The following is a 21998-nucleotide window of genomic DNA, read 5'->3' as shown; positions in this document are numbered from 1 at the left end:
TTTTTATTTTTGTAGGAGCTTATGTTTGAAGGAGCAGGTGGAGCGCATGAGCATAGTGCAACCCCACGATGACGAAGCCCCGGTGTTTAGAGAATCAGCATTTGTGTAAGCCGGCGTTCGGGGTTGATGAACGCGATGACGCGTTAAACCGATCGCCGGAGATGGGATTTACCCTGCCGCCAGCGCCAGCAACCGTTGAGCCCTGAGCAGCACCGGCGCGTCGACCATCTGCCCTTCCAGCTGAAACGCACCTGCCCCCTTGGCCGCCGCGCTGGCCTTGATCACCTTTTGTGCCCAGTTCAGGTCATCAGCGCTGGGGGTCAGGGCGGCATGGATGACCGGCACCTGGGCGGGATGGATGCACAGCGCGCCGCCGTACCCCATGTCGTAGGCGTGGCGAATGGCGTGGTGAAGGCCTTGAGGGTCGCCGATGGCCGGGTGCACACCGTCCAGCGGTGGCAGCAAATCCGCGCCTCGTGAATGCAGTTGCACCGACATCCGCGCCTGATCGAGAAACATCTGCGCGGCGTGGGTGCCGCTGTTGAGGTTCAGGTCCAGCGCCAGGTCGAGCCCGCCAAACGACAAACGCTCGACACCCTCGGCATGGGCGATCTGCTCCAGGGCCAGCAGGCCCTTGGCGCTTTCGATGATCGGCAGGACCGGTTTGCCGGTCTGCCAGACCGCCGCGACGTGAGCAGCGCTTTCGACCTTCGGCAGCAGCACCCCGGCGACGCCCGAGTGGTGTCGGCAAAACCCTAGATCATCGGCGTGCTCGGCGTGAGTCGGCGCATTGACCCGCACCCATACGCAGGCTTGCGGGTTGTCGTTCAGGAAGGTCGCGAGATTGTCCCGCGCCTGGCGCTTGAGGGGTTCTTCGACGGCGTCTTCGAAATCGACGATCACCGCATCGGCGCCTGCCGCCAGCGCTTTGGCAAAACGATCGGGGCGACTGCCGGGGACGAACAGAGCGGAGCGGATGAGGGTGTGGGCCATGTCGGTGTCCTGAGAGTGTCCTGTAGGAAGGGGTGCGCCGCGCAAAACAGCCTTTTGCAGAAACAGGCGCTAGACCACTCCGCCCGCCGCCATCCGCGTCTGGTCTTCGGCCGAAAACCCCAGCTCGCCAAGAATGCTGCCGGTGTGTTGGCCCAATCCCGGCACGCCGTCCATGCGCGGTGTGAACGCGGTGTTATGGCCCGGCGGCAGCAGCGACGGCAGCGGGCCGGACGGGCTGTCAACTTCGCGCCAGCGGTCGCGGGCCTTGAGCTGCGGATGGTCCCAGACACCTTGCATGTCGTTGACCCGCGCATTGGCGATCTGCGCGTCTTCCAGTCGGGCCACCACGTCATCGACGCTCAAGGACGCGAAGCCGTCGACGATGATCTGCCGCAGCACCTCACGGTTTTCCGAGCGTTTGAAATTCGCCGAAAAGCGCTCGTCGGTAGCCAGCGCCGGATCGAGCAGGACCTTCTCGCAGAACAGCGCCCATTCGCGTTCGTTCTGCAGCCCCAGCATGATCGTGCCACCGCCGCCGGTGGGAAATGGTCCGTAAGGATAGATCGTCGAGTGGGACGCACCGGCCCGTGGCGGTGGCGGCGCGCCGTTGTAGGCGTAATACATCGGGTAGCCCATCCACTCCACCAGGCTTTCCAGCATGCTGACGTCGATGCGGCTGCCCTCCCCGGTCTTGTCCCGCAGCATCAGCGCCGACAGAATCCCGGTGTAGGCGTACATGCCGGCAGCGATGTCGGCGATGGAGCAACCGGCCTTGGCCATCTCGTTTTCGCCGGGGCCACCAGTCACCGACAAAAAGCCGCCCTCGCTCTGGATCAACAGGTCGTAGGCCTTCTTCTTCTCGTAGGGCCCGCCTTCGCCGTAGCCGGAAATGTCGCAAACGATCAGGCGCGGGAAACGTTCGTGCAGGGCGTCGAACGACAAGCCCATGCGTGCAGCGGCACCGGGTGCCAGGTTCTGCACCAGCACGTCGGCCTTGGCGAGCAGCGATTGAAGAATGTCGCTGGCCTCGTCCTGCTTGAGGTCCAGGGTCAGGCTTTCCTTGGAGCGGTTGGTCCAGACGAAATGCGAGGCCAGGCCGTCGACGCGCTGGTCGTAGCCACGGGCGAAATCACCGACGCCGGGGCGCTCGATCTTGATCACGCGGGCGCCCAGATCCGCCAGTTGACGGGTGCAGAACGGCGCCGCGATGGCGTGCTCGAGGCTGACGACGGTGATGCCGTCCAGAGGACGCGGGGGTTGTTGAGTCATGTGGATAAACCTCTTAGCCCATAGCGGGCAACTCACTCGCAGGGATGGTGGCTCTCATCAAGCGCGGTATGTGCCGCGCAATGAGCAGACGCCAAATAAACTGTGGGAGTGAGCTTGCTCACGAAGGGGCCGGTACATCCGGCATACCACTGCTGCTGATCCACTGCATTCGTGAGCAAGCTCACTCCCACAGGGACCGCATTCCCACAGCTCACCGTGTTTGCCGTTAGATCAAATCAGCCAGATCCTGTGCATCGCGCAGCTGCCAGACCCGCTGAATCAATGCAGCGCCCTGCTCCACCGTGCGTGCGCCGGAGAACGCCAGCAGGCGCTGAAACTTGTCCTCCAGCTCAGGCCGCGACAGGGTGTTGCCCGGATCGCCTTTCGGCTCATCAATGCCGGCGCTAAGGGTGCGGCCATCGGTGGTGGTCACAATCACTCGACCTAGCCAGCGCGCGGGATAGGCGCCATCCACTTCCGGATCCAGCTCCATCGTGACCTTTTCGCGGAAAGCGGCGACGTCGGCATCGGTCAGGGCCAGGTCGCGGAATTCGATCAATTGCGCGCTGCCGTGAACGGCGATCAACCCGAGCACCGCGCCCATGGAAAACTTGGCCTGGTGCACGGTCTGCGGCACATCGACCCGGCCGAGCACATCGATGGCCCCTTGATGAACCCGCGTGACCACCTTGGCGATCTGCTCATGGCGCAGGCCTTCGCGCTGCATCAGGTGCAGCAAAGCATCGGCCGCCGGGTGGGTGTGGCGACACGAAGCGTGAAACTTGAACGACGTCTCGACCAGCGCCCAACGGCTGCCGAGACGATCGGAGAGTTTCGCCGGATCGCTGTCGCTGGACATCCCTGCGGCCATGCCCTGATCGCCCTCGAGAATGTCGCGTGCGCCGGTGAGGCCGTCTTCGGTGAGGTACGCTGCCAGCAGGCCATCGGCCGCCGCCTTGGCGGTGTGCAGCTGCTTGGAATCGGCGGCATCACGGAGAAATTCCCACAGCCCGGCGGCCTGGGTGCCCGCTGTGCCCAGCAGATTGATGAACTGCTCTTTGTCGAAGTTCAGCAGCTTGCCCACGCCCACCGCCGCCGCGAGGGTGCCGACGGTGGCAGTGGTGTGGAAGATGCGGTAGTGGGAGCGGCCCATGAATTCGCCGATGCGGATACCGGCTTCATAACCGGCGACCGAGGCCAGCAATAAATCCTGCCCGGTCTTGCCGAGGTCCTGAGCCGCTGCCAGTACGGCCGAGAACACCACTGTCGCGGGGTGCAGCACCGAACTGTTGTGCAAATCGTCCTGCTCGACCAGGTGCGAAGACGCCCCGTTGACCAGCGCGGCGAAGTACGCCGAGGTGCCGCGATCGCTGACCAGAATCTTCGCCTTGCCCTCTCGCGGGCCCATGCGTTCGGCGTAGCGCTCAAACAGCGGGATGGGCCGCGCGCCCTGGCTGGCCAGCGCCGAACCGATCCAGTCGAGGAACAGGTCTTCGGTGCGGTCCAGCACGACGCCGGGAATCTGCTCGTAGGTCAACTCGGCGAGGAAACCCGCCAATGCCTGGGTATGGCTCATTTCGGCGTCCTCAGAAGCTGCGTGGCAGGTCGAGCAGGTGCTCGGCGACGTAGGAAAGAATCAGGTTGGTGGAGATCGGCGCCACCTGATACAGACGGGTCTCGCGGAATTTGCGCTCCACGTCGTACTCGCAGGCGAAGCCAAAACCGCCATGGGTTTGCAGGCAGGCATTGGCCGCTTCCCACGACGCTTTTGCCGCGAGGTATTTGGCCATGTTGGCGCTGGCACCGGCGTTCTTGCCGCTGTCGTATTCCTCGCAGGCACGCCAGCGCATCAGGTCCGCCGCTTCGATTTCGATGTGCGCTTCGGCGATGGGGAACTGCACGCCCTGGTTCTGCCCGATCGGGCGGCCAAACACCACGCGATCACGGGCATAAGCCGCGGACTTCTCGATGAACCAGCGGCCGTCGCCAATGCACTCGGCGGCAATCAATGTGCGCTCGGCGTTGAGGCCGTCGAGGATGTAGCGGAAGCCCTTGCCCTCCTCGCCGATCAAACTGTCGGCGGGCAGTTCGAGGTTGTCGAAGAACAGTTCGTTGGTTTCGTGGTTGACCATGTTGGCGATGGGCTGAACGGTCAGGCCGTTGCCGATGGCGTCGCGCAGGTCGACGATGAAGATCGACATGCCTTCGGACTTTTTCGTCACTTCCGCCAGCGGCGTGGTGCGCGCCAGGAGGATCATCAGGTCGGAATGCTGCACGCGGGAGATCCAGACCTTCTGGCCATTGATCACGTACTTATCGCCCTGCTTCACCGCCGTGGTCTTGATCTTGGTGGTGTCGGTGCCGGTGCTGGGCTCGGTCACGCCCATGGACTGCAGGCGCAGTTCGCCGCTGGCGAGCTTGGGCAAGTAGTAGCTTTTCTGCGCGTCGCTGCCGTGACGCAACAGGGTGAACATGTTGTACATCTGGCCGTGTACGGTGCCGGAATTGCCGCCGCAGGCGTTCACTTCTTCGAGGATCACCGAGGCTTCCGCCAGGCCCAGCCCGGAGCCGCCGTATTCCTCGGGGATCATCGCCGACAGCCAGCCCTCATCGGTCAGCGCCTTGACGAAGGTTTCCGGGAAGCCTTTCTGCTCATCGATCTTGCGCCAGTATTCGGCCGGAAACTGGGCACACAGCGCGCGCACGCCGTCACGGATGGCATTGAGGTCTTCGTTTTCGTAGGGATTCATGGTGTCCACTCGCATCGGCCGGCGCTCAAGGGGTTGGCGCGCCTGGCTGTGTAAAGGAAGGATTCAGTCAAAAACGACTTCGGCGCCCTGGGCGACGCCGGCGTCATTGCCGGCCCACAGCTGCGCCTTGCCCGGCTCGACGATTCGTCCGCCGACGCGGAAGGCAGCGGGCACGTTCAGCGGCCGCACGCCGCGATAGGCGAAATGCCGCACGCGCCTATCGGGGTTGGCACGAATGAAGGCGCGCAGGTTGAAGGTGGCGATCATCGGCCCGTGCACGACCAGCCCGGAATAACCCTCGGTGTTGGTGACGTAGGGGTAGTCGTAGTGAATGCGGTGGCCGTTAAAGGTCACGGCGGAGTAGCGAAACAGCAGCGTCGGCGTCGGCTCAATGACCTCGCTCCACTCGCCCTGCTCAGGGGCGTCACCGCTGTTGAGCTTGGGTGGATTGGGCTCGCGGTAAACGATGTCCTGCTCTTCACGCACGCACAGCTCGCCGTGTTGCGAGTAGTCGTGGCGCACCGTCACGAACAGCAGCGAGCCGGTACGACCGTGCTTTTCCTCGATGTGCAGAACGGTCGACAGGCGATGGGCGTCAGCACCCACCTTCAGCGGCTGAATGAACTCGACGCGGCCACCGGCCCACATGCGGTTGCGATTGTCCGCAGGGGGCAGAAAGCCGCCACGGGCGGGATGGCCGTCACCGCCGAGTTGCGCTTCGAACACCGGCTCCTGGAAAAAGCACCACTGCCACAGCGGCGGCAACGGGTCGCCGACAGCGGGCGTGGGCTCGCCAAAGGTGGCCGCAATGCGCTTGATCAGGTTGATGCTCAGATGATCCTGGGCTTCTTCGGTGCGGCCAATCCAGTCCGTAAAATTCACGGATGACTCTGCAGCGCTCATGGGCGGGAACCCTCTGGGTTTGTTGTTATGGCCCGATCATGGAAGTGCGCCGGCATTCTGTGAATTTGCATTTGCGTATAGCGGCGTTCGGGTATGCTGAACGCCTTCTGCAACGTCCGGACACCTCCCATGCATTTCGACCTGGCTGACTTGCGCCTCTTCATTCATATCGGCGAATCACCGAGCCTGACCCAGGGCGCGCGCCGAGCGTTTCTCTCTCCAGCAGCTGCCAGCGCGCGGATCAAGGCGCTGGAAGGCCAACTCGGCACGCGCCTGCTGTACCGCGACAGCCGCGGCGTCGAACTGACACCCGCTGGCCAGCGACTGCTCAAGCACGCGCGGCTGATCATGAGCCAGGTGGATTACCTGAAAAGCGAGTTCACCCGGTACGGGACTGATTCGGCCGGGCACATTCGTATCTTCGCCAACACCACCGCTGTCACCGAGTTTCTGCCCGAAGTGCTGGCCGGGTTTCTGGCGAAACGGCCCGGCGTCACGGTGGACCTGCAGGAGCGTCTGTCCCGGGACATCGTGCGCGGCGTGCTCGACGGCAGCACCGACATGGGCATCATCGCCGGACCGGTGGAAGCGGCGGGGTTGCAGGTCATCCACTTCAGCACCGACCGGCTGGTACTGATCGTGCCCGTGGGCCATGAGCTGGCGACCGAGAAAAAGGTCACCTTCAAGCAGACCCTGGCGTTCCAGCACATCGGCCTGCACGAAGGCAGCACGCTGCTGAGTTTCCTGCGCGATCACGTTGAGCGGCTGGGGCAAAGCCTGTCGTTGCGGATTCAGGTATCGAGCTTCGAGGCCATCTGCCGGATGGTGGAAGCCGGGGTGGGCATCGGGGTCATCCCGGAGTCGGCGGCGTCGCGGCACAGTCGGACGATGGAGCTGGTGACCATCGAGCTCGACGAACCCTGGGCGGTGCGCGAGCGGAGCATTCTGGTCCGCGAACTGGACGCCCTGCCGGGGGTGGTCAGGGCGTTGATTTCGGTATTGTTGCCTGCGCCCGACGCTGAAACCGAGCCCGCAACGCCCGAGGCGTAATCAGATCCAGACGTCGTTCTGCGCGGTGCGCTCGTTGGTGTCGTCACCGGTGTTGATCACGCCGCTGGGCTCGATCAGCATCAGCTTCACTTCCTTTTCGGCGTAGGGTTTGTGCTCGACACCCTTAGGGACTACGTACAGCTCGCCCGCATTGAGCTCGACGAAACCGTCGCGGAAATCGATGCGCAAACGGCCTTCGAGCACGATGAAGGTTTCGTCGGTGTCGGCGTGGCTGTGCCAGAGAAACTCCCCTTCCAGCCGCGCCAGCTTGAACTGGTAGTCGTTCATCTGCGCGATGACTTTCGGCTGCCACTGCTCGATGAACAGGCTGTATTTCTGGGCGAAATTGACGGGGGTGTGTTGGGTGGTGGGCGTGGACACTAGGGCGGCTCCGAAGGGGTTGATGTGAGGCCAATCTAGAGCGCGGGGGTGGGTGGGGTCTTGTACGTTATTGCAGAGTGACGGGTGGGTTGGTGTTGCGGTGCTTCAACTGACGCCTTCCCGGCTAAAGCCAGTCCTACAAAAAGCGCGCGGTGTGTCAGGAGGGATTTTGCGGTGTGGCAACTGACACCTTCCCGGCTGAAGCCGGTCCCACAAGGTGTACAGCCTTCCCAGCCAAGGCCAGTCCCACCAAGGGCGTTTGATCCACTATGCGCCTGCTCGCAACATCTTCAACCAACGCCCCGGCGGATAGCCGAAGGTCTTCACGAAATGCCGAGTCATGTGGCTTTGGTCGGAGAACCCCGCCATCACCGATGCGTCGCTCAGCGAAACCCCCAACGCTATCGAATGCCGCACCAAGTCCAGCCGGCGCAGGGTCAGGTAGCGATAGGGCGTGGTGCCGAACAGCACGCGGAAATCCCGTGACAGGCGCCAGCGATCGGTGTCGCTGGCCTGTTCCAGATCGGTGAGGCTCACGCCCTGCTCCAGACTGGCCATGAGCATTTCCCGCGCACGTTGCGCGCCGGCGTAGTTGACGCTCTGGCGGCATTTGCGCACTCCGGCGGCCGCTTGCAGCGCAACGGCGAGGTCGTAGATCGCGTCGTCCAGTTCCAGAGGGTCCAGCGCGTTGTTCAGGTCGGAAAGCAGCGCCTGCGTTGCCCTGAACAGGCGCGGATCGTTCGACGCCCCGCCCTTGATGAACGGCAGTGGCTTGCCGCCGAGCACCTGCTGAATCATTGCCGGTTCCAGGTAGAACATCCGGTAGCGAAAGCCGTCTTCGGTCCCGGCGTGGCCATCATGGGCCTCGTCGGGGTGCAGCACCATGGTCTGCCCCGGCAGGTTGTTGACCTGTTCCTTGCCGTACTGAAAGCTCTGCACGCCTGACATCGTGTGGCCGATGGCGTAGGTGTCGTGGCGGTGCATCTCGAAGCCGTGGCCATGAAAGTACGCCTCGATCCGCTCGATCTGCGGCAGCGGCGCGGCACGCAGCACCCAGTCCCGCGTGGAAGGGGTCAGGTGAGCGTCTTCGTCTGCATGGGTGTCCATCGGCAGCGCTCGCGGCAGTGGACGGCAGGTGCTTTGAGAGGACACCGGCCGCCGTCGTGAAAAAGGGCTAACCGGGTTGCTTTAGCAATGCTGCCGATGCACTGGACGCGTGCACCGCTGGTGGCTTCTCGTTGAGCAGGTTCTGGATCGCCTGGCTGTACGCTTCGCGCCCCAGATTCATGCTGTTGTTGTGGTTGCCGCCCGGCACCATCAGCAGGTTCTTTGGCTCCTGCGCCGCGTCGAACAGCGCTTCGCTGAATTGCGGCGCGACAAACTGATCTGCCGTGCCATGCACGATCAGCACCGGCATGTGCACGTCGGCGATCTTGTCGATGGAGTCGAATTTCTGCGAGACCAGCCAGCGCACCGGCAACGAGGTGCGTTTGCTGGCGACGGAGGACGCAGCGTCGGCGAGGTTGGTGAAGGTCGATTCGATGATCAGCCCCCGCGCCTGAATGGGCTCATCACCTTTTTGCGCATCCCGGCCCAGTTCGGCGGCGAGGTCGACCGCCACGGCGCCACCCAGCGAATGCCCGTAGATCAGGCGCTTTTGCGGGTCGGGTTGGATCTGCTTCAAGCGTGCCCAGGCAACGCGCGCGTCTTCATAAACCGACGCTTCCGACGGCAACTGGCCCTTGCTCTGGCCGAAACCGCGGTAGTCGATGGCGAGGATGGAAAAGCCCAAGGCGCGCAGTTGTTCGATACGGAACAACTGGCCGGTGAGGTTCCAGCGCGAGCCGTGCAAATAAAGAATGGCGGGAGCGTCCTTCTTCTCCGAAGGCCACCACCAGGCATGGATGTTTTGCCCAAGGCCAAACGATGGCCCCTTGAGTTCAAGCTCTTGCACATCGGACGGCAGTCCGTGGTACCAGCTCGCCGTGCCGGGCTCGATCATGAAGACCAGTTCACGCTCCTTGTGCTGCAGCGCCGCGCAACCGACCGGCAGACCAACGACGATCAGCACCATGCACAGCCAGAAGAACCAGCGGGCCTTGAGCCGCGCCAGAGAGAATGTTCGCATTGAGAAAGCTGTCCGGTGCAGAAATGAATGCACCGGCAGTTTGCCACTCATTGGCGGGGCGGGTCCTGCTCTTTTCGGCGAACGGCCTTCTGTCGAAAGGCCGCCGCCTGATCGGGGACGGTGTCACGCCGCAGGCTGCACCGAACCCTGACTCCGCAGCTGAATCAGTAACCCGAGCCCGACGCCGCCGCGCCACTGACGATCGCGATCCCGGAGCTGGTGCCCAGTCGCGTCGCGCCCACTTCGATCATTGCCACGGCCGTTGCATAGTCACGCACACCGCCGGACGCTTTCACGCCAACGCCCTGCCCCACGACCTTGCGCATCAGGGCGACGTCTTCCAGGGTCGCGCCGCTGCGGCTGAAGCCGGTGGAGGTCTTGACGAAGGCGACCTTGAGATCACGGCAGATCTCGGCGGCGCGGGTTTTCTGCGCGTCATCCAGCAGGCAGGTTTCGAAGATCACCTTCAGCGGCACCGCGCCACAGGCATCTTTGACGGCAGCGATGTCGTCGCGCACGTCGTCAAACAGGCCGTCTTTCAACCAGCCGATGTTCAGGACCATGTCGATCTCGCCCGCGCCAGCAGCGATGGCCTGCTTCGCCTCGAAAGCCTTAGTGTCGCTCAGCCCGGCGCCCAGTGGAAAGCCGACCACGGCGCAGACCTTGACGGCCTCACCTTCCAGCAAGGACGCGGCATACGGCACCTGGCCAGAATTCACGCACACCGAATAGAATCCGTGCTCCTGGGCTTCGCGGCACAGCGTGGCGATCTGCTCGCGGCTGGCGTCGGCGGCCAGCAAAGTGTGGTCGATGTACTGGGCGAGTGCTGCGGGTTCGATCTTCATGGCCAATCGTTTCCTGATAGTGAGGCGGTAACCAGCGACACGCTTTAAGCTTCATGCCTGAGCGCATCATTTTATGTTGTAAATATAACAATGAATGTTATTTTTTTACCATATCCATTCGACAATCGGAATGCCCGTGGACAGTAAAAAATCCGACCGTATCAAGTTGATCCAGCAAGCCCTGCAAGATCAGAAGGCCATTCACCTGAAGGAAATGGCCGCCCTGCTGGACGTTTCGGAGATGACCCTGCGTCGCGACCTGACCCGGCACCCCGACAAATTCCACCTGTTGGGTGGCCATATCACCCTGGCGTTTGATCCGTCCGAGGCCAGCGATTACAAAGTCACCGAGCAGGACACCCGTCACGTCGAGGAAAAGCGCCGGGTCGGCAAGCTCGCCGCCGCGTTCATTCAACCCGGCGACACGGTATTTTTCGACTGCGGCACGACGATCCCTTTCGTCATCGACTTCATCCCGGACGAGCTGGAATTCACCGCCGTGTGCAACTCCCTCAACGTCCTGCTCAAGCTGCAGCAGAAGCCCAACTGCTCCATCGTGCTGTGCGGCGGCACCTTTCATCGCAAGAATCAGGTGTTCGAGCACCACAGCGAAGCGACCATTCTGGACGGCATCCGCCTGACCTGGGCGTTCGTGTCAGCGGCCGGGGTCAGCGACGAGCTGGGCGTGACCTGCTTCAACTTCAACGAAGTGGAGGTGAAGCAGAAGGTCCTGCGCCAGGCTCGGCATTGCATGTTGCTGGCCGATCATTCCAAGTTTGACGCCGTGCGCACGGCGCATTTCGCGACGTTGCAGGACTTTCATGTAGTGGTGAGCGACAAGAAGCTGCCCAAGGTTTATCGGGATTTGATTGAGGGGTATGGGGCGCGGTGGGTGGTTTGATCAGTCCTGAATTTGTGTCGCCTGCGCCATTGCATTCGTGAGCAAGCTCACTCCCACAGGGTCGATGTCTATCCGCAGATAAGGCAGCGACCCACGCAACGGTGGTCGCTGCCTGATCACCGATTCAGCAGCACGAGCAAGTTAACTCCCCAGGGTGTCGCGTACAGCCGGATTCCCGCGTCGGGTACAACATTTGTGGGAGCGACCGGGGTGGCGCTCCACCTTGCTCGCGAAGAGTCCTTCAGCGTTTCAGATCGCTTTCCAGCTGCGACACCTCTTCAGCCCCCAGATAGCCCGTCGTCACGCTGAACGATGCGCTCTCCCCCGCGCCCAACAAACGCACATTGCCTTTGGCCTTTTCCGCCAGATACCCCTCGGGCTCACAGGTCGCCGGCAGCACAAATGCGGCCACCTGCTGATCAGCGTTGTGCAGGATCCACCGCGCCGCGTGATCGAACTGCGCCGGCTGATAGCGCGTGTAGAACGCCGGGCCTTCCGGGTGCTTGAGCAGGAAATGCGCATGGCCCTGGGCGTCCGCGTGCACGCCGTCGAAGAAGCAGACAATCTCCGGATCGTACAACTCAGGCGTGCTCAGGCTTTCCAGCCGCGAAGGGTCTTCCGTCAGTTCGGCCATGTACGCCGACCACGCCGGCGTCGGCTTGACGTGGGCCGGCACGCTGCTGCGAATCCGCGTACGCGCCATGCCCAACGGCTCGACGAAACGTCCGCCGTCGACGTAGGCGTAGTTCATGTGCGCCATATACATCAGCTCCATCGGCTTGCCGGCCAGGTTGCGCACGTCCATGCCGATGTCGAACAGCGCCGAACCCGGGCGCAAGGTCACGCTGGGCCTGGCGCGATAGTGGTCGCCAAAGCCCATCACGTATTCGTACTCGCCGCCGATGCGCAGAAACGCGCCGCCCGCGTCCTCGCCGACTTCCAGCCAGGCACTGTCCATCGGCGCGCAGGGCATTTCACCGTGCAGCGGATGATCGTCTTCCGGCGTCGGGCAGCCGTTGCGCAAGATCCCGCTGTGGAACATGAAGCAACCGTAGGTGCCGATCACCGTCGGGCTCGGGCGTGGCTGCTCGAACATGTTGCGCATGGTCAGGTCGCAGCCATCGAAGACCGCCGACCAGATCATTTGCCCCTGATACGGCAGCACCACTACCCGACCGCGATCGTTCTCCAGCGCCACGGCTTTCACGCCGCTGGGATAGGTCCAGGCCAGCACACGAAAGTCCGCGGATTCAAGCAGCGTCTTTTCATCGCCACTGAACAGCTCCGGGTACAGCGCAATCGTGGTGCGCTTTTCGGCCGTTCTCATGATGCCGTCACCGCGCCCACCGGTGCCTGGGCCGGCAGCGGATCACGCATGCATTTGATGGCGTAGGCGACGATCGCGACGAAGCACAGCAGTGGCACGGTGTAGGCGATCTGCATGTTTCCGCCGGTGGCGTCGGAGAGCAGGCCCTGGAAGATCGGCATCACGCCGCCGCCGACAATGCTCATCACCAGCAGCGAACCGCCAACGCCGGTGTCTTCGCCCAGACCGTCGATGGTCAGGCCATAAATGGTCGGCCAGCACGGACCGAGGAAAATACTCACGCCCACCGCCGCATACACCGCGCTGATGTTCGGCACAAGAATCGTGTAGGCCAGCAGTACGATGGCCAGCACGCCGTAGATCGCCAGCACTTTGGCCGGGGACATTTTGCGCATCAGCAGGTTGGCGATCATCTTGCCGACGAAGTAGGCGGCGAAGGTGGTCAGCAGGAACCACGACGCGCTGCGCTCGTTCATGCCGCCCATCTGCATCGCCAGGCGAATGGTGAAACTCCACACGCCCACTTGCGCGCCCACGTACAGAAACTGCGCCAGCACGCCGAAGGTGAAGCGCGGGTTGCGCCACAGACGCGACAGGCTCTGGCCAATGCTGCTCGATTTAACGTTGGCCGTGACCTTGCCCTTGCACGCCGGAAACTTGGTGAACGCGATCAGCACGAACATCAGCACCAGCACCGCGATCATCCATTTGTACGGCAGCAGCGTCGACTGGATCATCTGCAATTGCTGGACTGCGGCTTCCGAGGCGCTCATCTGCGTCAACTGCTCGCGGGTGGCGTCGGTGTCCTTGAACATCACGAAGCTGCCGACGTACACGCCGGTCATCGCGCCGAACGGGTGGAAGGTCTGGGAGATGTTCAGGCGGCGGGTGCCGGTTTCACGCGGGCCCATCAGCGTCGAGTAGGTGTTGCAGGCGGTTTCGAGGAAGGCCAGGCCGGCCGCGATGACGAACAGCGCCATCAGGAACATGCCGTATTTGGCCATCGACGCTGCGGGGAAGAACAGCGAGCAGCCCGCCATGTACAGCACCAGACCGATGAGGATGGTGGTCTTGTAGCTGAAACGTCTGACGACCATCGCCGCCGGAATCGCCACGAAGAAATAACCGAGGTAGAACGCCGATTGCACGAAGGAGGTCTGCACATCGCTGAGCAGGAAGGCTTTCTTGAAGTGGGCGATGAGCACGTCGTTCATGCTCGCGGCCGCTGCCCACAGCGCGAAGCAGCAGCACAGCAGCAGGAAGGCGAACCACGGCGTGCGGTTCAGGTAGAACCCGTCCGGTGATTGTTGGAGCGCGGGCTTTGTCATTGTTGTTCTCCGGGAAGTACAGGGAATACCCCGCCCCACCGATCAGGCGATCGGCAGGGCGCGGCGGCTCAAAGGGTGTCGAGGAAGTGACTGAACGCGGCAGCGTCCGGGTAGGAACTCTGGGTGCCGAGGCCGGTGACCGAGCAGGCGGAATAGGCCACCGCGCGGGTCATGGCGTTGCGCATGTCGCCGTCTTCGCTCCAGTGGCGGGCGAAGCAACCAATGAACGCGTCGCCGGCGCCCGTGGTGTCGCGGGCATCGACCTTGATGCCTTCGACGCGAAATTCGCCTTCTTCGCCGACGTACAGCGCGCCCTTTTCACCCAGGGTGACGATGACGTGACGAATACCGTCCTGCACCAGTTGCAGGGCGGCCGCGCGGGCGGATTCGATGGAGTCGACGGTCTGACCAGTGATCAACGCCAGTTCGGTTTCGTTGGGAATGAAAAAGTCCAGCTGCGACAGGTGCTCGCGGCTCAAACCCTTCACGGCAGGCGCCGGATTGAGCAGCACCGGGATGCCGTTGGCCTTGGCTAATTCGATGGCGTAGTAGACGGTTTCCAGCTCGATTTCCAGTTGCAGCACGATGAGCGTGCAGTCGCGCAAGGCGGCCTGGGCAGCGTCGATGTCCGCAGGTTTCAGGTGCGCGTTGGCGCCTTTGACGATGAGGATGCTGTTGTGGGAATCGCTTTGCACGAAGATCGGCGCCACACCGCTGGAGACGCCGGGAACGCGCTGGACGAACTGGGTATCTATGCCATAACGCTTGAAATTGGCCAGGGTGTTGTCGGCAAACATGTCGTCGCCGACCTTGCTCAGCATCAACACGTCAGCGCCCAGCTTGGCCGCCGCAACCGCCTGATTGGCGCCCTTGCCGCCGCAGCCCATGGCGAAATTCGGTGCTTCGAGGGTTTCACCCTGCGCCGGCATCCGGTCGATGTAGGTGATCAAATCCACCATGTTGCTGCCGATGACCGCGATCTTGTTCATGTGTGTGAGTACCTTGTTCACGCGCCGGGCCCGAAAGACGAGCCACCTTCGCGGTTTTATTTTTGTTATTTAAATAACATTTTGTGTGACTATTCAACCTATTTCTTCCGAGGCGGACATGCGGCTTGGCGCCTGACACACATGTCGTCCAAAGGAAGCGGGTTGGAAGCCCTGAGGCAGAGGGTTTGCAGCCACTGGTCGTACAGACCATGGATTCGCGCAAACGTTTGCGATGAGGAGCAGACAATGCCGAATTTGAACGGTGGGAGCGAGCTTGCTCGCGAAGAGGCTGGGGCATCCGATACAACTGCGGCGGCTGAACTACCGCCTTCGCGAGCAAGCTCACTCCCACAGGTGGGTGTTCACTCCCCAGCCTCGTGGCGCCTGCACACCAGTGGATTTGCTGAATAAAATGGCGAGCAACCGAGGTAGCGCGCTTGCCCGCGAAAGCCTGCGGGCCTGGCGCTGATACCACATCAGGAAATAACTACATCAGGAAATACAGCAGCAGAATATTCGCCACCAGCATCGCCAGCGCGGTGGGGATTTGCGCTTTGATCACGGCGTATTTGTCAGGCAATTCCAGCAACGCTGCGGGAATCAGGTTGTAGTTGGCCGCCATCGGCGTCATCAGCGTGCCGCAGTAGCCCGAGAACATCCCGATCGCGGCCATGACCGCCGGGTTGGCGCCGTACATGCCCACCAGCACCGGCACGCCGATACCGCCGGTCATCACCGGAAACGCCGCGAAACCGTTGCCCATGACGATGGTGAACAAGGCCATGCCGAGCACGTACACCATCACCGCGACGAGGCGAAAATCCAGGTTGATGTAGGCCGTCGCCAAGTGCGCCACCGCCTTGCCGACGCCCGCATCGTTGAACACAAGGCCGAGCATCGCCAGCATCTGCGGCAGCACCAGCGCCCAACCCAGCGCTTCGGTCAGGCGCCGCGATTCGCGCATGGCCTGCACCGGCGTGTCGCGGGTCAGCCAGCAGGCCAACGCCAGCGCTACCAGACTGCCAATGCCCAGGGACACGAAGGTGCTGTTGGCCGGGTCCAGCAGAAAGACGTCGCCAACCTTGATGTTCTTCAGCAGCACCGCGCCAATCACCGTCACCAGAGGAATCGCCAGCGCCGGAATGAACAGCTTGTTCTTCAAGCGCCCTGCACTCTCCCGCCGCGCCCGGTCGTTGAGGTTCTCATGCTGACCAAAACCCACGCCGCCGAACCCGGCGATCACCGCCATGACGATCACGCCGACGCCCACCCACACCGGCGGCAGCTTCTCGCCGACCAGAAACGCAATGGCGAACAGGCCCCAGAACAGTCCCGTTGACCAGCGTTTGGGATTGGTCCGATCGGTCGCGGTCATGAACGCGGTGATCGCCAGGATCACGCCCGCCAGCCAGTACAGGTATTGAATGGAAATGATCATCGCGCCAGCTCCTTGTCGACAGCGGAGGCCGGCGGCAGCGCCGTCAATTCACGATTCAGGCGTTGATCGAAACGGTGCAGGCGGATGGCGTGGATGACGAATGCGCAGATGGCTGTCGGGATCCCCCAGAAGGCAATGTGCATCGGGTCGACATCAATGCCGGAGCCGAGCAGGAAGGTGTGCATCAACGCAATCGCACCGAAGGCGACGAAGATGTCTTCGCCGAAGAACAGCCCGACGTTGTCGGTCGCCGCGCACAACGCCAGCAGCTTGATGCGCAATGCCTCGGGCAGCTTGCCGAAGCGCGATTCAGCGGCGCCTTCGGCCATGGGCGCGAGCAACGGCCGCACCATCTGTGGATGGCCGCCGAGGCTGGTCAGCCCCAGGGCTGCGGTGGTTTCACGCACGAACAGATACGCGATCAACAGGCGTCCGGCCGTGGCACCGGTGAACCGGGCGATCCAGTTCTGCGCGTGCAGACGCAGGCCGTGGCGTTCAAGCAAACCGATCACCGCCAGCGGCAGAAGGATGATCAACGGCAGCGTGCGGGTTTTGATGAAGCCCGTGCCGATGGTCGCCAGGATGGTCTCCAGCGGCATGCTCGCGGCAAGGCCGGTGGCCAGGGCGGCGAGCGCCACGACCAGCATCGGGTTGAAACGCAGGACGAAGCCCAGAACGATGACCAGCACGCCAAGCAGCGGCCAGAGGTTAATAGCGGTTTGCATGATGGGGTTCTCGTTGGCAGTGGCGGTACCTTGCTGGGGCACGAAGGAGAAACGTGTTCGAGAAACGAGCGGTCGCGGCACCTGTGCTAAACGAATGACAGTGCCGCTGCCCCATGGCACCGCAGTCAACGCCGGGGCGTCCAACGGGAAAAACCCGCTATGGCCCATAAGATTTTCTGTTGCCGGGGTGGCATGCAACCTGCTGTTCCAGTGCTCAGTCTGCACAGGTCGTGCCTGCAACGCTGTGACGCTCCCCCGTCATCCCGTAGGTGCGCCAGCGCTCAATCAATCAAGGAAATCCCTCGGTGAATCTCAAGTTTCTGGAAACCTTCGTCTGGGTCGCGCGGCTGAAAAGCTTTCGTCTGACGGCGGAAAAACTGTTCAGCACCCAAGCCTCCATCTCCAGCCGCATCGCCGCGCTGGAGGACGAAATGGGCGTGCGGCTTTTCGTCCGGGATTCCAGGGGCGTGTCGCTGACGCAAGAAGGAGCGCGCGTGCTCGAATACGCCGAGCACATCATGGACACGATGCAAAGCATGAAGGCGGCGATCAAAGACCCGAGTCAGGTGCGCGGCCGCATCCGCATCGGCGCCATGGATACGGTGATACACACCTGGCTCAGCCCCTTGGTAACACGCCTGATGAAGTGTTACCCGAATCTGGAAATCGAGCTCACCGCCGAGACCGCCAGCAACCTCTGCTCGCAGCTGGAAAAGGGTTATCAGGACATCATTTTCCAGACAGATGTGCTGCGTTTCGACAGCGTGCGAAACGCGGTGCTGGCGCGCTATCCCCTGCGCTGGGTGGTGCCGACCGGCTCGGCATTCGACCGCCCGGACGTGACCCTGGAAGAAATCGCCGAAGCGCGCATCGTCACGTTCTCGCGCAATTCGCGGCCGCACCAGGACATCCTCAACATGCTGCACACCGCCAACATCGTCACGCCACGGATCAACTGCGTGAACTCGGCGTCAGCCATTACCCGGCTGGTGCGCGACGGCTTCGGCATCGGCGCGCTGCCGGTGACGCTGGTGCATGGCGAACTGGCCCAGGGCGCGTTGACGCTGATCGAGAACGTCCCGCTGCCGGCGCTGATGGACATCGTCGCCAGCTGGCGCACCGGCGCGGGAATGGAGCTGGTGGAAGACATCGTCGGCTTGACCCGCGAGGTCGTGATCGCGTTTGCTCAGGAAATGCCGGAGGGATTTGTGCTCGAGGGCGGACCGGAGTGAGCCGGATCAATACCCTCCCCGCCCCTCCAGCAACGTGTCCAGCAACCAGGTCCCGGCCGGTCCCAGGCTTTTTTGCCGGGACCAGATCACGTCGACCGCCGAGCTGCGCGGCCAACCCGGCACTTTAAGTTCCTTCAAGCGGTCCTGCCCGCAGGTGCTGACCAGCCAGCGCGGCAACGCCGACCAGCCGAATCCGAAGATCGCCATGTCCATCAACAGCAGGTAATTGGGCGCTGACCAGCTACGCCGCGCGCCGCTGGGCAGGTCGTCGGTGGGCACGCTCTCGTCGACGATGGTGTTCAGGCGCAACGCCCGATGCTGCGCCAGATGGCGGTAATCGACGGCTTCTTCAGCGGCCAGCGGGTGGTTGTGGGACACGAAGATGCCGAAGTCCGCGCGCTCGACGATGGTCGCGTAGCCCACTTCCGGCGGGTACGACGCCTGGGCGGACAGCAGACCCAACGACGCGCGACCGCTCTGGATCAAGTTGATCGCGTCACCGTGTTCGGCAAACACGCACTCCAGTTCCAGCTCCGGAAAGCGCTGATCAAGTTCGGTCATGCGCGTCTGAAATTCAGCGAACTGGTTGGCGTCGGACAGCACCAGCGTCAAGCGCGGCTCCATGCCCTCGGCCAGACGACCCGCCGCGCGACGCAACGTATCGGAGGCGGCGAGCACGTCTTCGATGCGCCCTTCCAGCGCCCTGCCCGCTTCAGTCAACGCGGGATGGCGGGTCGAGCGGTCAAACAGTTCCAGGCCCAGGTCGATCTCCAGCCGCGAAATGGCCTCGCTGATGGTCGACTGGCTCTTGCCCAGGCGCCGGGCGGCGGCGCTGAACGAACCCAGCGCGATAGTCTGGGCAAACGCTTCAAGTGCTTCGGGGGAATAGCTCACGGGTGGATACCTCTGAGGCGCATGCGACGTCGCCATCGGTTTTTCCGATGGGACCGATTTTCACTCTAGCCCATCGCGCCCCGACAATGCACACCTGCCCGCGACAAAGTGATCACCGCCATGCCTCTGCACACCCTCACGCCCCCCAAGACCGCGAAGCCGGTCGTTGCGCCGAAATCCGTCAAAGAACGCGCCCTGCATGCGCTGCTGTTCGAGCTCATCGGCGTGCTGATGTTCGCGCCCGGGCTGGCCTGGGTGCTCGGCCAGTCCATCGGCAAGATGGGCGCGATGACGGTGATGATTTCCACGGTCGCCATGCTCTGGAACATGGTCTTCAACGCCGGGTTCGACCGTCTGCGCGCACGGTTGGGTTTCGTCCTGAATTTCAAGGCGCGGGCGCTTCATGCCATCGGCTTTGAAGCGGGACTGATTTTCCTGGTGGTGCCGATGGTGGCGTGGTGGTTGTCGGTCACATTGCTGGAAGCCTTCCTGCTGGACATCGGTCTGGTGCTCTTGTATCTGCCGTACACGATGCTGTTCAACCTGGCCTACGACGGTGTTCGCGAGCGTCTGCTCGCCCGTCCCCAGCCATGCGCTGCTGATCGATAGCGGCACAATTGGTCTCCCCTAAACCTCCTTCATTGGCTATTCGGCGGGTCGCAGCGCGGGCGTAACATTTCGCCACGTCCCGCGGCTTGCGCCGGTCACTTTGAAGAGAGCACCCACCATGAACAACCGAATCAACTGGGCCCAGAAATCGCCGGAAGCCTACAAAGCCATGGTCGGCCTGGAGACAGCGCTGAGTAAATCCGGGCTGGATCATTCCCTGCTGGAGCTGATCCGTCTGCGGGCGTCGCAGCTCAACGGCTGTGCATACTGCGTGAACATGCACGCCAATGACGCACGCAAGGCCGGCGAAACCGAGGCCCGTCTGCAAACCCTCAGCGTGTGGGAAGAAACCGAATTCTTCACCGAGAAGGAAAAAGTCGTACTCGCCTGGGTTGAAAGCCTGACCCTGCTGCCCGTGCACCGTGCGCCGCAACATCAGTACGAAGCGTTGCTCAAGCATTACAGCGAAGCCGACGTGGTCAACATTACCTTGGCCGCCGCCACCATCAACGCCTGGAATCGCTTCGGCGTGGGGTTTGCGATGATGCCGAGCTGATTCCCGTTATTGGCCTCACACCCGCAAAAACCGTCCGCTGATCGCCACACCCAACAGCATCACGGCGATGATCATGAACGCCGCGCCGAGGCTGCTGAGGTGGGCGACGAACCCGATGCCAGCCGGCCCCATCAGAATGCCGATGTAGCCCAGCGTCGTGATCGCCGGCACCGCCACGTTCTCCGGCATGGTCTTCTGCCGACCGACCGCGCTGTAAAACACCGGCACGATGTTGGAACAGCCGATTCCCACCAGCGCGTATCCGCACAGCGCCGCTTGCCAGACCGGGATCAACGTCGCAACGGTCATCCCGGCGGCCGCGCACAGCCCGCCAAACAGGATGATTTTGTGCACGCCCAAGCGCCGGACAATCGGATCGCCGCACAGACGCCCGATCGCCATGGCCAGCGCGAATACCGCATAACCGAATCCTGCGTAGGACGGTTCGACGCCGCGCTGGGCGCTGAGGAACACCGCACTCCAGTCGAGCATCGCGCCTTCGGTGAGAAACACCGTGAAGCACATCAAACCGATGAACAGCACCACGCCGCGAGGGATGGCAAACGCCGGGCCGCCCGGTTCGCTGCCGTACGGCAACAAGTGGGGCGCGGCTTTGTAGAGCGCGATCGCGATGAACAACGCGACCACAGCCATCGCCAGCCACGGCCACACCCCGACGCTCAACAACGCCGACACCCCCGCCGCGCCCACAATCCCGCCGCAACTGAACAGCCCGTGAAACCCGGACATCATGGTCTTGCCGCTGGCCCGCTCGACGATGATCGCCTGTATGTTGGTCACACACCCCAGCGCGCCCATGCTCGCGCCGTAGACAAACAGCGTGGCGACCATCAGCGGCACCGAGCTGAGGGTGGCCAATAGAGGCAGGCACACACAGGCGATCACGCCCGTCATCACGATCAAACGCCGACAGCCATAACGCACCGTCATCGCCCCGGCCAACGGCATGGACACGATCGAGCCAATGCCCAGACACAACAGCAACAACCCGAGGCCGGCGTCGTCCAGGCCCAGACGGCTTTTCGCATAAGGCACCAGCGGCGCCCAGGCCGACATACTGAACCCGGTGACAAAAAAAGCGATCCGCGTCGAAAACTGCTCCAGCCGCCCCGGTACCACGGGCGCTGCGGTGCTGATGGAAGTCATTGCCGCTCCCTTGCATGCTTGGACGGGGACAGATTCATTTACGGTGAAGCGCTGTAAATAAATCAGTCCCCTCGAAATAGGGACCAGCCTAACAAAGCTTGAAACAATGCCGAAGAAGGGATGTTGAAGGCAGCAGCCTCAGGAACGCCTCACTCGCCCTCGAAGACATCGACGCGGAGCGTCAAAGGATGCATTCCCACGCGGAGCGAGGGAACGATCGATTGCTTCAGTGGGACCGGCTTCAGCCGGGAAAGAGGCCTGTGCGTACACCCATCATTTTGCAGCGCGGCGCCCGACGCCTTCCCGGCTAAAGCCGGTCCCACTATTCGAACGCGCACCTCGTAGGACCGGCTTCAGCCGGGAAGCCTTTGATCTGCTTTTGCTCTTCAAACACAAAACTCCCAGACGACACCAATCGCGACTTGGGTGCAGGCTGAACGCAGGTCTCGCGGAGTGGGCCGAGCGGCATGGATGCCGCGAGAGCCGCCCCCCGCCATGGATGGCGGATGGCGG

The 21998-nt window shown here is 62.7% G+C and carries 21 protein-coding genes; 5 read left to right on the top strand and 16 right to left on the bottom strand.

Going from position 1 to position 21998, the window contains the following annotated elements:
* Positions 1-168: 168 nt before the first annotated feature.
* The 5 genes from QMX88_RS15660 to QMX88_RS15640 form a co-directional block, all read right to left on the bottom strand.
* A complete protein-coding gene (locus tag QMX88_RS15660) occupies positions 169-993 on the bottom strand; it encodes an HpcH/HpaI aldolase/citrate lyase family protein (protein WP_282370851.1) in 825 nt (274 codons plus the stop codon).
* A 69-nt stretch (positions 994-1062) separates the two neighbouring features.
* Positions 1063-2262 (bottom strand): CaiB/BaiF CoA transferase family protein, encoded by a 1200-nt coding sequence (locus QMX88_RS15655; RefSeq protein ID WP_282370850.1) that lies wholly within the window; start codon positions 2260-2262, stop codon positions 1063-1065.
* 226 nt (positions 2263-2488) lie between these two features.
* A complete protein-coding gene (locus QMX88_RS15650) occupies positions 2489-3838 on the bottom strand; it encodes an MmgE/PrpD family protein (RefSeq protein ID WP_282370848.1) in 1350 nt (449 codons plus the stop codon).
* A 10-nt stretch (positions 3839-3848) separates the two neighbouring features.
* Positions 3849-5012: an acyl-CoA dehydrogenase family protein gene (locus tag QMX88_RS15645; protein WP_192174351.1), complete on the bottom strand. Its 1164-nt coding sequence runs from the start codon at positions 5010-5012 to the stop codon at positions 3849-3851.
* Between the two features lie 63 nt (positions 5013-5075).
* A complete protein-coding gene (locus QMX88_RS15640; RefSeq protein ID WP_282370846.1) occupies positions 5076-5915 on the bottom strand; it encodes an FAS1-like dehydratase domain-containing protein in 840 nt (279 codons plus the stop codon).
* A gap of 129 nt (positions 5916-6044) precedes the next feature.
* Here QMX88_RS15640 and QMX88_RS15635 point away from each other — a divergent pair, with 129 nt between their 5' ends.
* A complete protein-coding gene (locus QMX88_RS15635; protein WP_282370844.1) occupies positions 6045-6965 on the top strand; it encodes a LysR family transcriptional regulator in 921 nt (306 codons plus the stop codon).
* On the opposite strand, the gene QMX88_RS15630 is transcribed toward QMX88_RS15635, so the two are convergent.
* The 4 genes from QMX88_RS15630 to deoC form a co-directional block, all read right to left on the bottom strand.
* Complete coding sequence (locus QMX88_RS15630; protein ID WP_282370842.1) at positions 6966-7346, bottom strand: cupin domain-containing protein; 381 nt, start codon at positions 7344-7346, stop codon at positions 6966-6968. It abuts the gene before it with no gap.
* A 267-nt stretch (positions 7347-7613) separates the two neighbouring features.
* Positions 7614-8453 carry an AraC family transcriptional regulator gene (locus QMX88_RS15625; protein ID WP_282370840.1) on the bottom strand — a complete coding sequence of 280 codons (840 nt, stop codon included), beginning with the start codon at positions 8451-8453 and terminating at the stop codon, positions 7614-7616.
* 67 nt (positions 8454-8520) lie between these two features.
* Positions 8521-9474, bottom strand: a complete 954-nt coding sequence (locus tag QMX88_RS15620) for an alpha/beta hydrolase (RefSeq protein ID WP_282370838.1) — start codon at positions 9472-9474, stop codon at positions 8521-8523.
* A gap of 164 nt (positions 9475-9638) precedes the next feature.
* Positions 9639-10319 (bottom strand): deoxyribose-phosphate aldolase, encoded by a 681-nt coding sequence (gene deoC, locus QMX88_RS15615; protein ID WP_282370836.1) that lies wholly within the window; start codon positions 10317-10319, stop codon positions 9639-9641.
* Positions 10320-10449: 130 nt separating this feature from the next.
* On the opposite strand from deoC, the gene deoR reads away from it, so the two are divergent.
* Entirely contained in the window at positions 10450-11220 is a 771-nt protein-coding gene (gene deoR, locus QMX88_RS15610; protein ID WP_282370833.1) for a DNA-binding transcriptional repressor DeoR, read from the top strand.
* A 241-nt stretch (positions 11221-11461) separates the two neighbouring features.
* On the opposite strand, the gene QMX88_RS15605 is transcribed toward deoR, so the two are convergent.
* The 5 genes from QMX88_RS15605 to QMX88_RS15585 form a co-directional block, all read right to left on the bottom strand.
* Complete coding sequence (locus QMX88_RS15605) at positions 11462-12547, bottom strand: aldose 1-epimerase family protein (RefSeq protein ID WP_282370830.1); 1086 nt, start codon at positions 12545-12547, stop codon at positions 11462-11464.
* Positions 12544-13875: an L-fucose:H+ symporter permease gene (fucP, locus tag QMX88_RS15600; protein WP_192175007.1), complete on the bottom strand. Its 1332-nt coding sequence runs from the start codon at positions 13873-13875 to the stop codon at positions 12544-12546. The genes QMX88_RS15605 and fucP overlap by 4 nt, the downstream gene beginning before the upstream one ends.
* Before the next feature lie 68 nt (positions 13876-13943).
* The gene (gene rbsK / locus QMX88_RS15595) at positions 13944-14864 is read right to left on the bottom strand and encodes a ribokinase (RefSeq protein WP_282370827.1); all 921 of its coding nucleotides are present in this window, start codon (positions 14862-14864) and stop codon (positions 13944-13946) included.
* A 487-nt stretch (positions 14865-15351) separates the two neighbouring features.
* Complete coding sequence (locus tag QMX88_RS15590) at positions 15352-16302, bottom strand: DUF979 domain-containing protein (RefSeq protein WP_282370825.1); 951 nt, start codon at positions 16300-16302, stop codon at positions 15352-15354.
* The gene (locus QMX88_RS15585) at positions 16299-17027 is read right to left on the bottom strand and encodes a DUF969 domain-containing protein (RefSeq protein WP_074889105.1); all 729 of its coding nucleotides are present in this window, start codon (positions 17025-17027) and stop codon (positions 16299-16301) included. Before QMX88_RS15585 ends, QMX88_RS15590 begins: the two co-directional genes overlap by 4 nt.
* A 305-nt stretch (positions 17028-17332) precedes the next feature.
* Between QMX88_RS15585 and QMX88_RS15580 the strand changes: the two genes are divergently transcribed.
* Positions 17333-18259: a LysR family transcriptional regulator gene (locus QMX88_RS15580; protein ID WP_282370823.1), complete on the top strand. Its 927-nt coding sequence runs from the start codon at positions 17333-17335 to the stop codon at positions 18257-18259.
* 6 nt (positions 18260-18265) lie between these two features.
* On the opposite strand, the gene QMX88_RS15575 is transcribed toward QMX88_RS15580, so the two are convergent.
* Positions 18266-19153 (bottom strand): LysR family transcriptional regulator, encoded by an 888-nt coding sequence (locus QMX88_RS15575; RefSeq protein ID WP_282370822.1) that lies wholly within the window; start codon positions 19151-19153, stop codon positions 18266-18268.
* 120 nt (positions 19154-19273) lie between these two features.
* Here QMX88_RS15575 and QMX88_RS15570 point away from each other — a divergent pair, with 120 nt between their 5' ends.
* Both QMX88_RS15570 and QMX88_RS15565 read left to right on the top strand, forming a co-directional pair.
* Positions 19274-19762 carry a multidrug/biocide efflux PACE transporter gene (locus QMX88_RS15570; RefSeq protein WP_282370821.1) on the top strand — a complete coding sequence of 163 codons (489 nt, stop codon included), beginning with the start codon at positions 19274-19276 and terminating at the stop codon, positions 19760-19762.
* 118 nt (positions 19763-19880) lie between these two features.
* Positions 19881-20318, top strand: a complete 438-nt coding sequence (locus tag QMX88_RS15565; protein WP_282370820.1) for a carboxymuconolactone decarboxylase family protein — start codon at positions 19881-19883, stop codon at positions 20316-20318.
* A gap of 15 nt (positions 20319-20333) precedes the next feature.
* On the opposite strand, the gene QMX88_RS15560 is transcribed toward QMX88_RS15565, so the two are convergent.
* Entirely contained in the window at positions 20334-21485 is a 1152-nt protein-coding gene (locus QMX88_RS15560) for an MFS transporter (protein WP_282370816.1), read from the bottom strand.
* Positions 21486-21998 lie beyond the last annotated feature (513 nt).

The organism is Pseudomonas sp. PS02290, assembly GCF_029960075.1.
Taxonomy (GTDB): domain Bacteria; phylum Pseudomonadota; class Gammaproteobacteria; order Pseudomonadales; family Pseudomonadaceae; genus Aquipseudomonas.
Note: the sequence above shows the minus strand (reverse complement) of the source record. Positions and strands in the feature narration are given on the sequence as shown.

What these genes read in the sequence shown, in the direction of transcription:
- QMX88_RS15660 (WP_282370851.1), bottom strand. Translation starts at nt 993, where the DNA reads ATGGCCCACACCCTCATCCGCTCCGCTCTGTTCGTCCCCGGCAGTCGC.
- QMX88_RS15655 (WP_282370850.1), bottom strand. Translation starts at nt 2,262, where the DNA reads ATGACTCAACAACCCCCGCGTCCTCTGGACGGCATCACCGTCGTCAGC.
- QMX88_RS15650 (WP_282370848.1), bottom strand. Translation starts at nt 3,838, where the DNA reads ATGAGCCATACCCAGGCATTGGCGGGTTTCCTCGCCGAGTTGACCTAC.
- QMX88_RS15645 (WP_192174351.1), bottom strand. Translation starts at nt 5,012, where the DNA reads ATGAATCCCTACGAAAACGAAGACCTCAATGCCATCCGTGACGGCGTG.
- QMX88_RS15640 (WP_282370846.1), bottom strand. Translation starts at nt 5,915, where the DNA reads ATGAGCGCTGCAGAGTCATCCGTGAATTTTACGGACTGGATTGGCCGC.
- QMX88_RS15635 (WP_282370844.1), top strand. Translation starts at nt 6,045, where the DNA reads ATGCATTTCGACCTGGCTGACTTGCGCCTCTTCATTCATATCGGCGAA.
- QMX88_RS15625 (WP_282370840.1), bottom strand. Translation starts at nt 8,453, where the DNA reads ATGGACACCCATGCAGACGAAGACGCTCACCTGACCCCTTCCACGCGG.
- QMX88_RS15620 (WP_282370838.1), bottom strand. Translation starts at nt 9,474, where the DNA reads ATGCGAACATTCTCTCTGGCGCGGCTCAAGGCCCGCTGGTTCTTCTGG.
- deoC (WP_282370836.1), bottom strand. Translation starts at nt 10,319, where the DNA reads ATGAAGATCGAACCCGCAGCACTCGCCCAGTACATCGACCACACTTTG.
- deoR (WP_282370833.1), top strand. Translation starts at nt 10,450, where the DNA reads ATGCCCGTGGACAGTAAAAAATCCGACCGTATCAAGTTGATCCAGCAA.
- QMX88_RS15605 (WP_282370830.1), bottom strand. Translation starts at nt 12,547, where the DNA reads ATGAGAACGGCCGAAAAGCGCACCACGATTGCGCTGTACCCGGAGCTG.
- fucP (WP_192175007.1), bottom strand. Translation starts at nt 13,875, where the DNA reads ATGACAAAGCCCGCGCTCCAACAATCACCGGACGGGTTCTACCTGAAC.
- rbsK (WP_282370827.1), bottom strand. Translation starts at nt 14,864, where the DNA reads ATGAACAAGATCGCGGTCATCGGCAGCAACATGGTGGATTTGATCACC.
- QMX88_RS15590 (WP_282370825.1), bottom strand. Translation starts at nt 16,302, where the DNA reads ATGATCATTTCCATTCAATACCTGTACTGGCTGGCGGGCGTGATCCTG.
- QMX88_RS15585 (WP_074889105.1), bottom strand. Translation starts at nt 17,027, where the DNA reads ATGCAAACCGCTATTAACCTCTGGCCGCTGCTTGGCGTGCTGGTCATC.
- QMX88_RS15570 (WP_282370821.1), top strand. Translation starts at nt 19,274, where the DNA reads ATGCCTCTGCACACCCTCACGCCCCCCAAGACCGCGAAGCCGGTCGTT.
- QMX88_RS15565 (WP_282370820.1), top strand. Translation starts at nt 19,881, where the DNA reads ATGAACAACCGAATCAACTGGGCCCAGAAATCGCCGGAAGCCTACAAA.
- QMX88_RS15560 (WP_282370816.1), bottom strand. Translation starts at nt 21,485, where the DNA reads ATGACTTCCATCAGCACCGCAGCGCCCGTGGTACCGGGGCGGCTGGAG.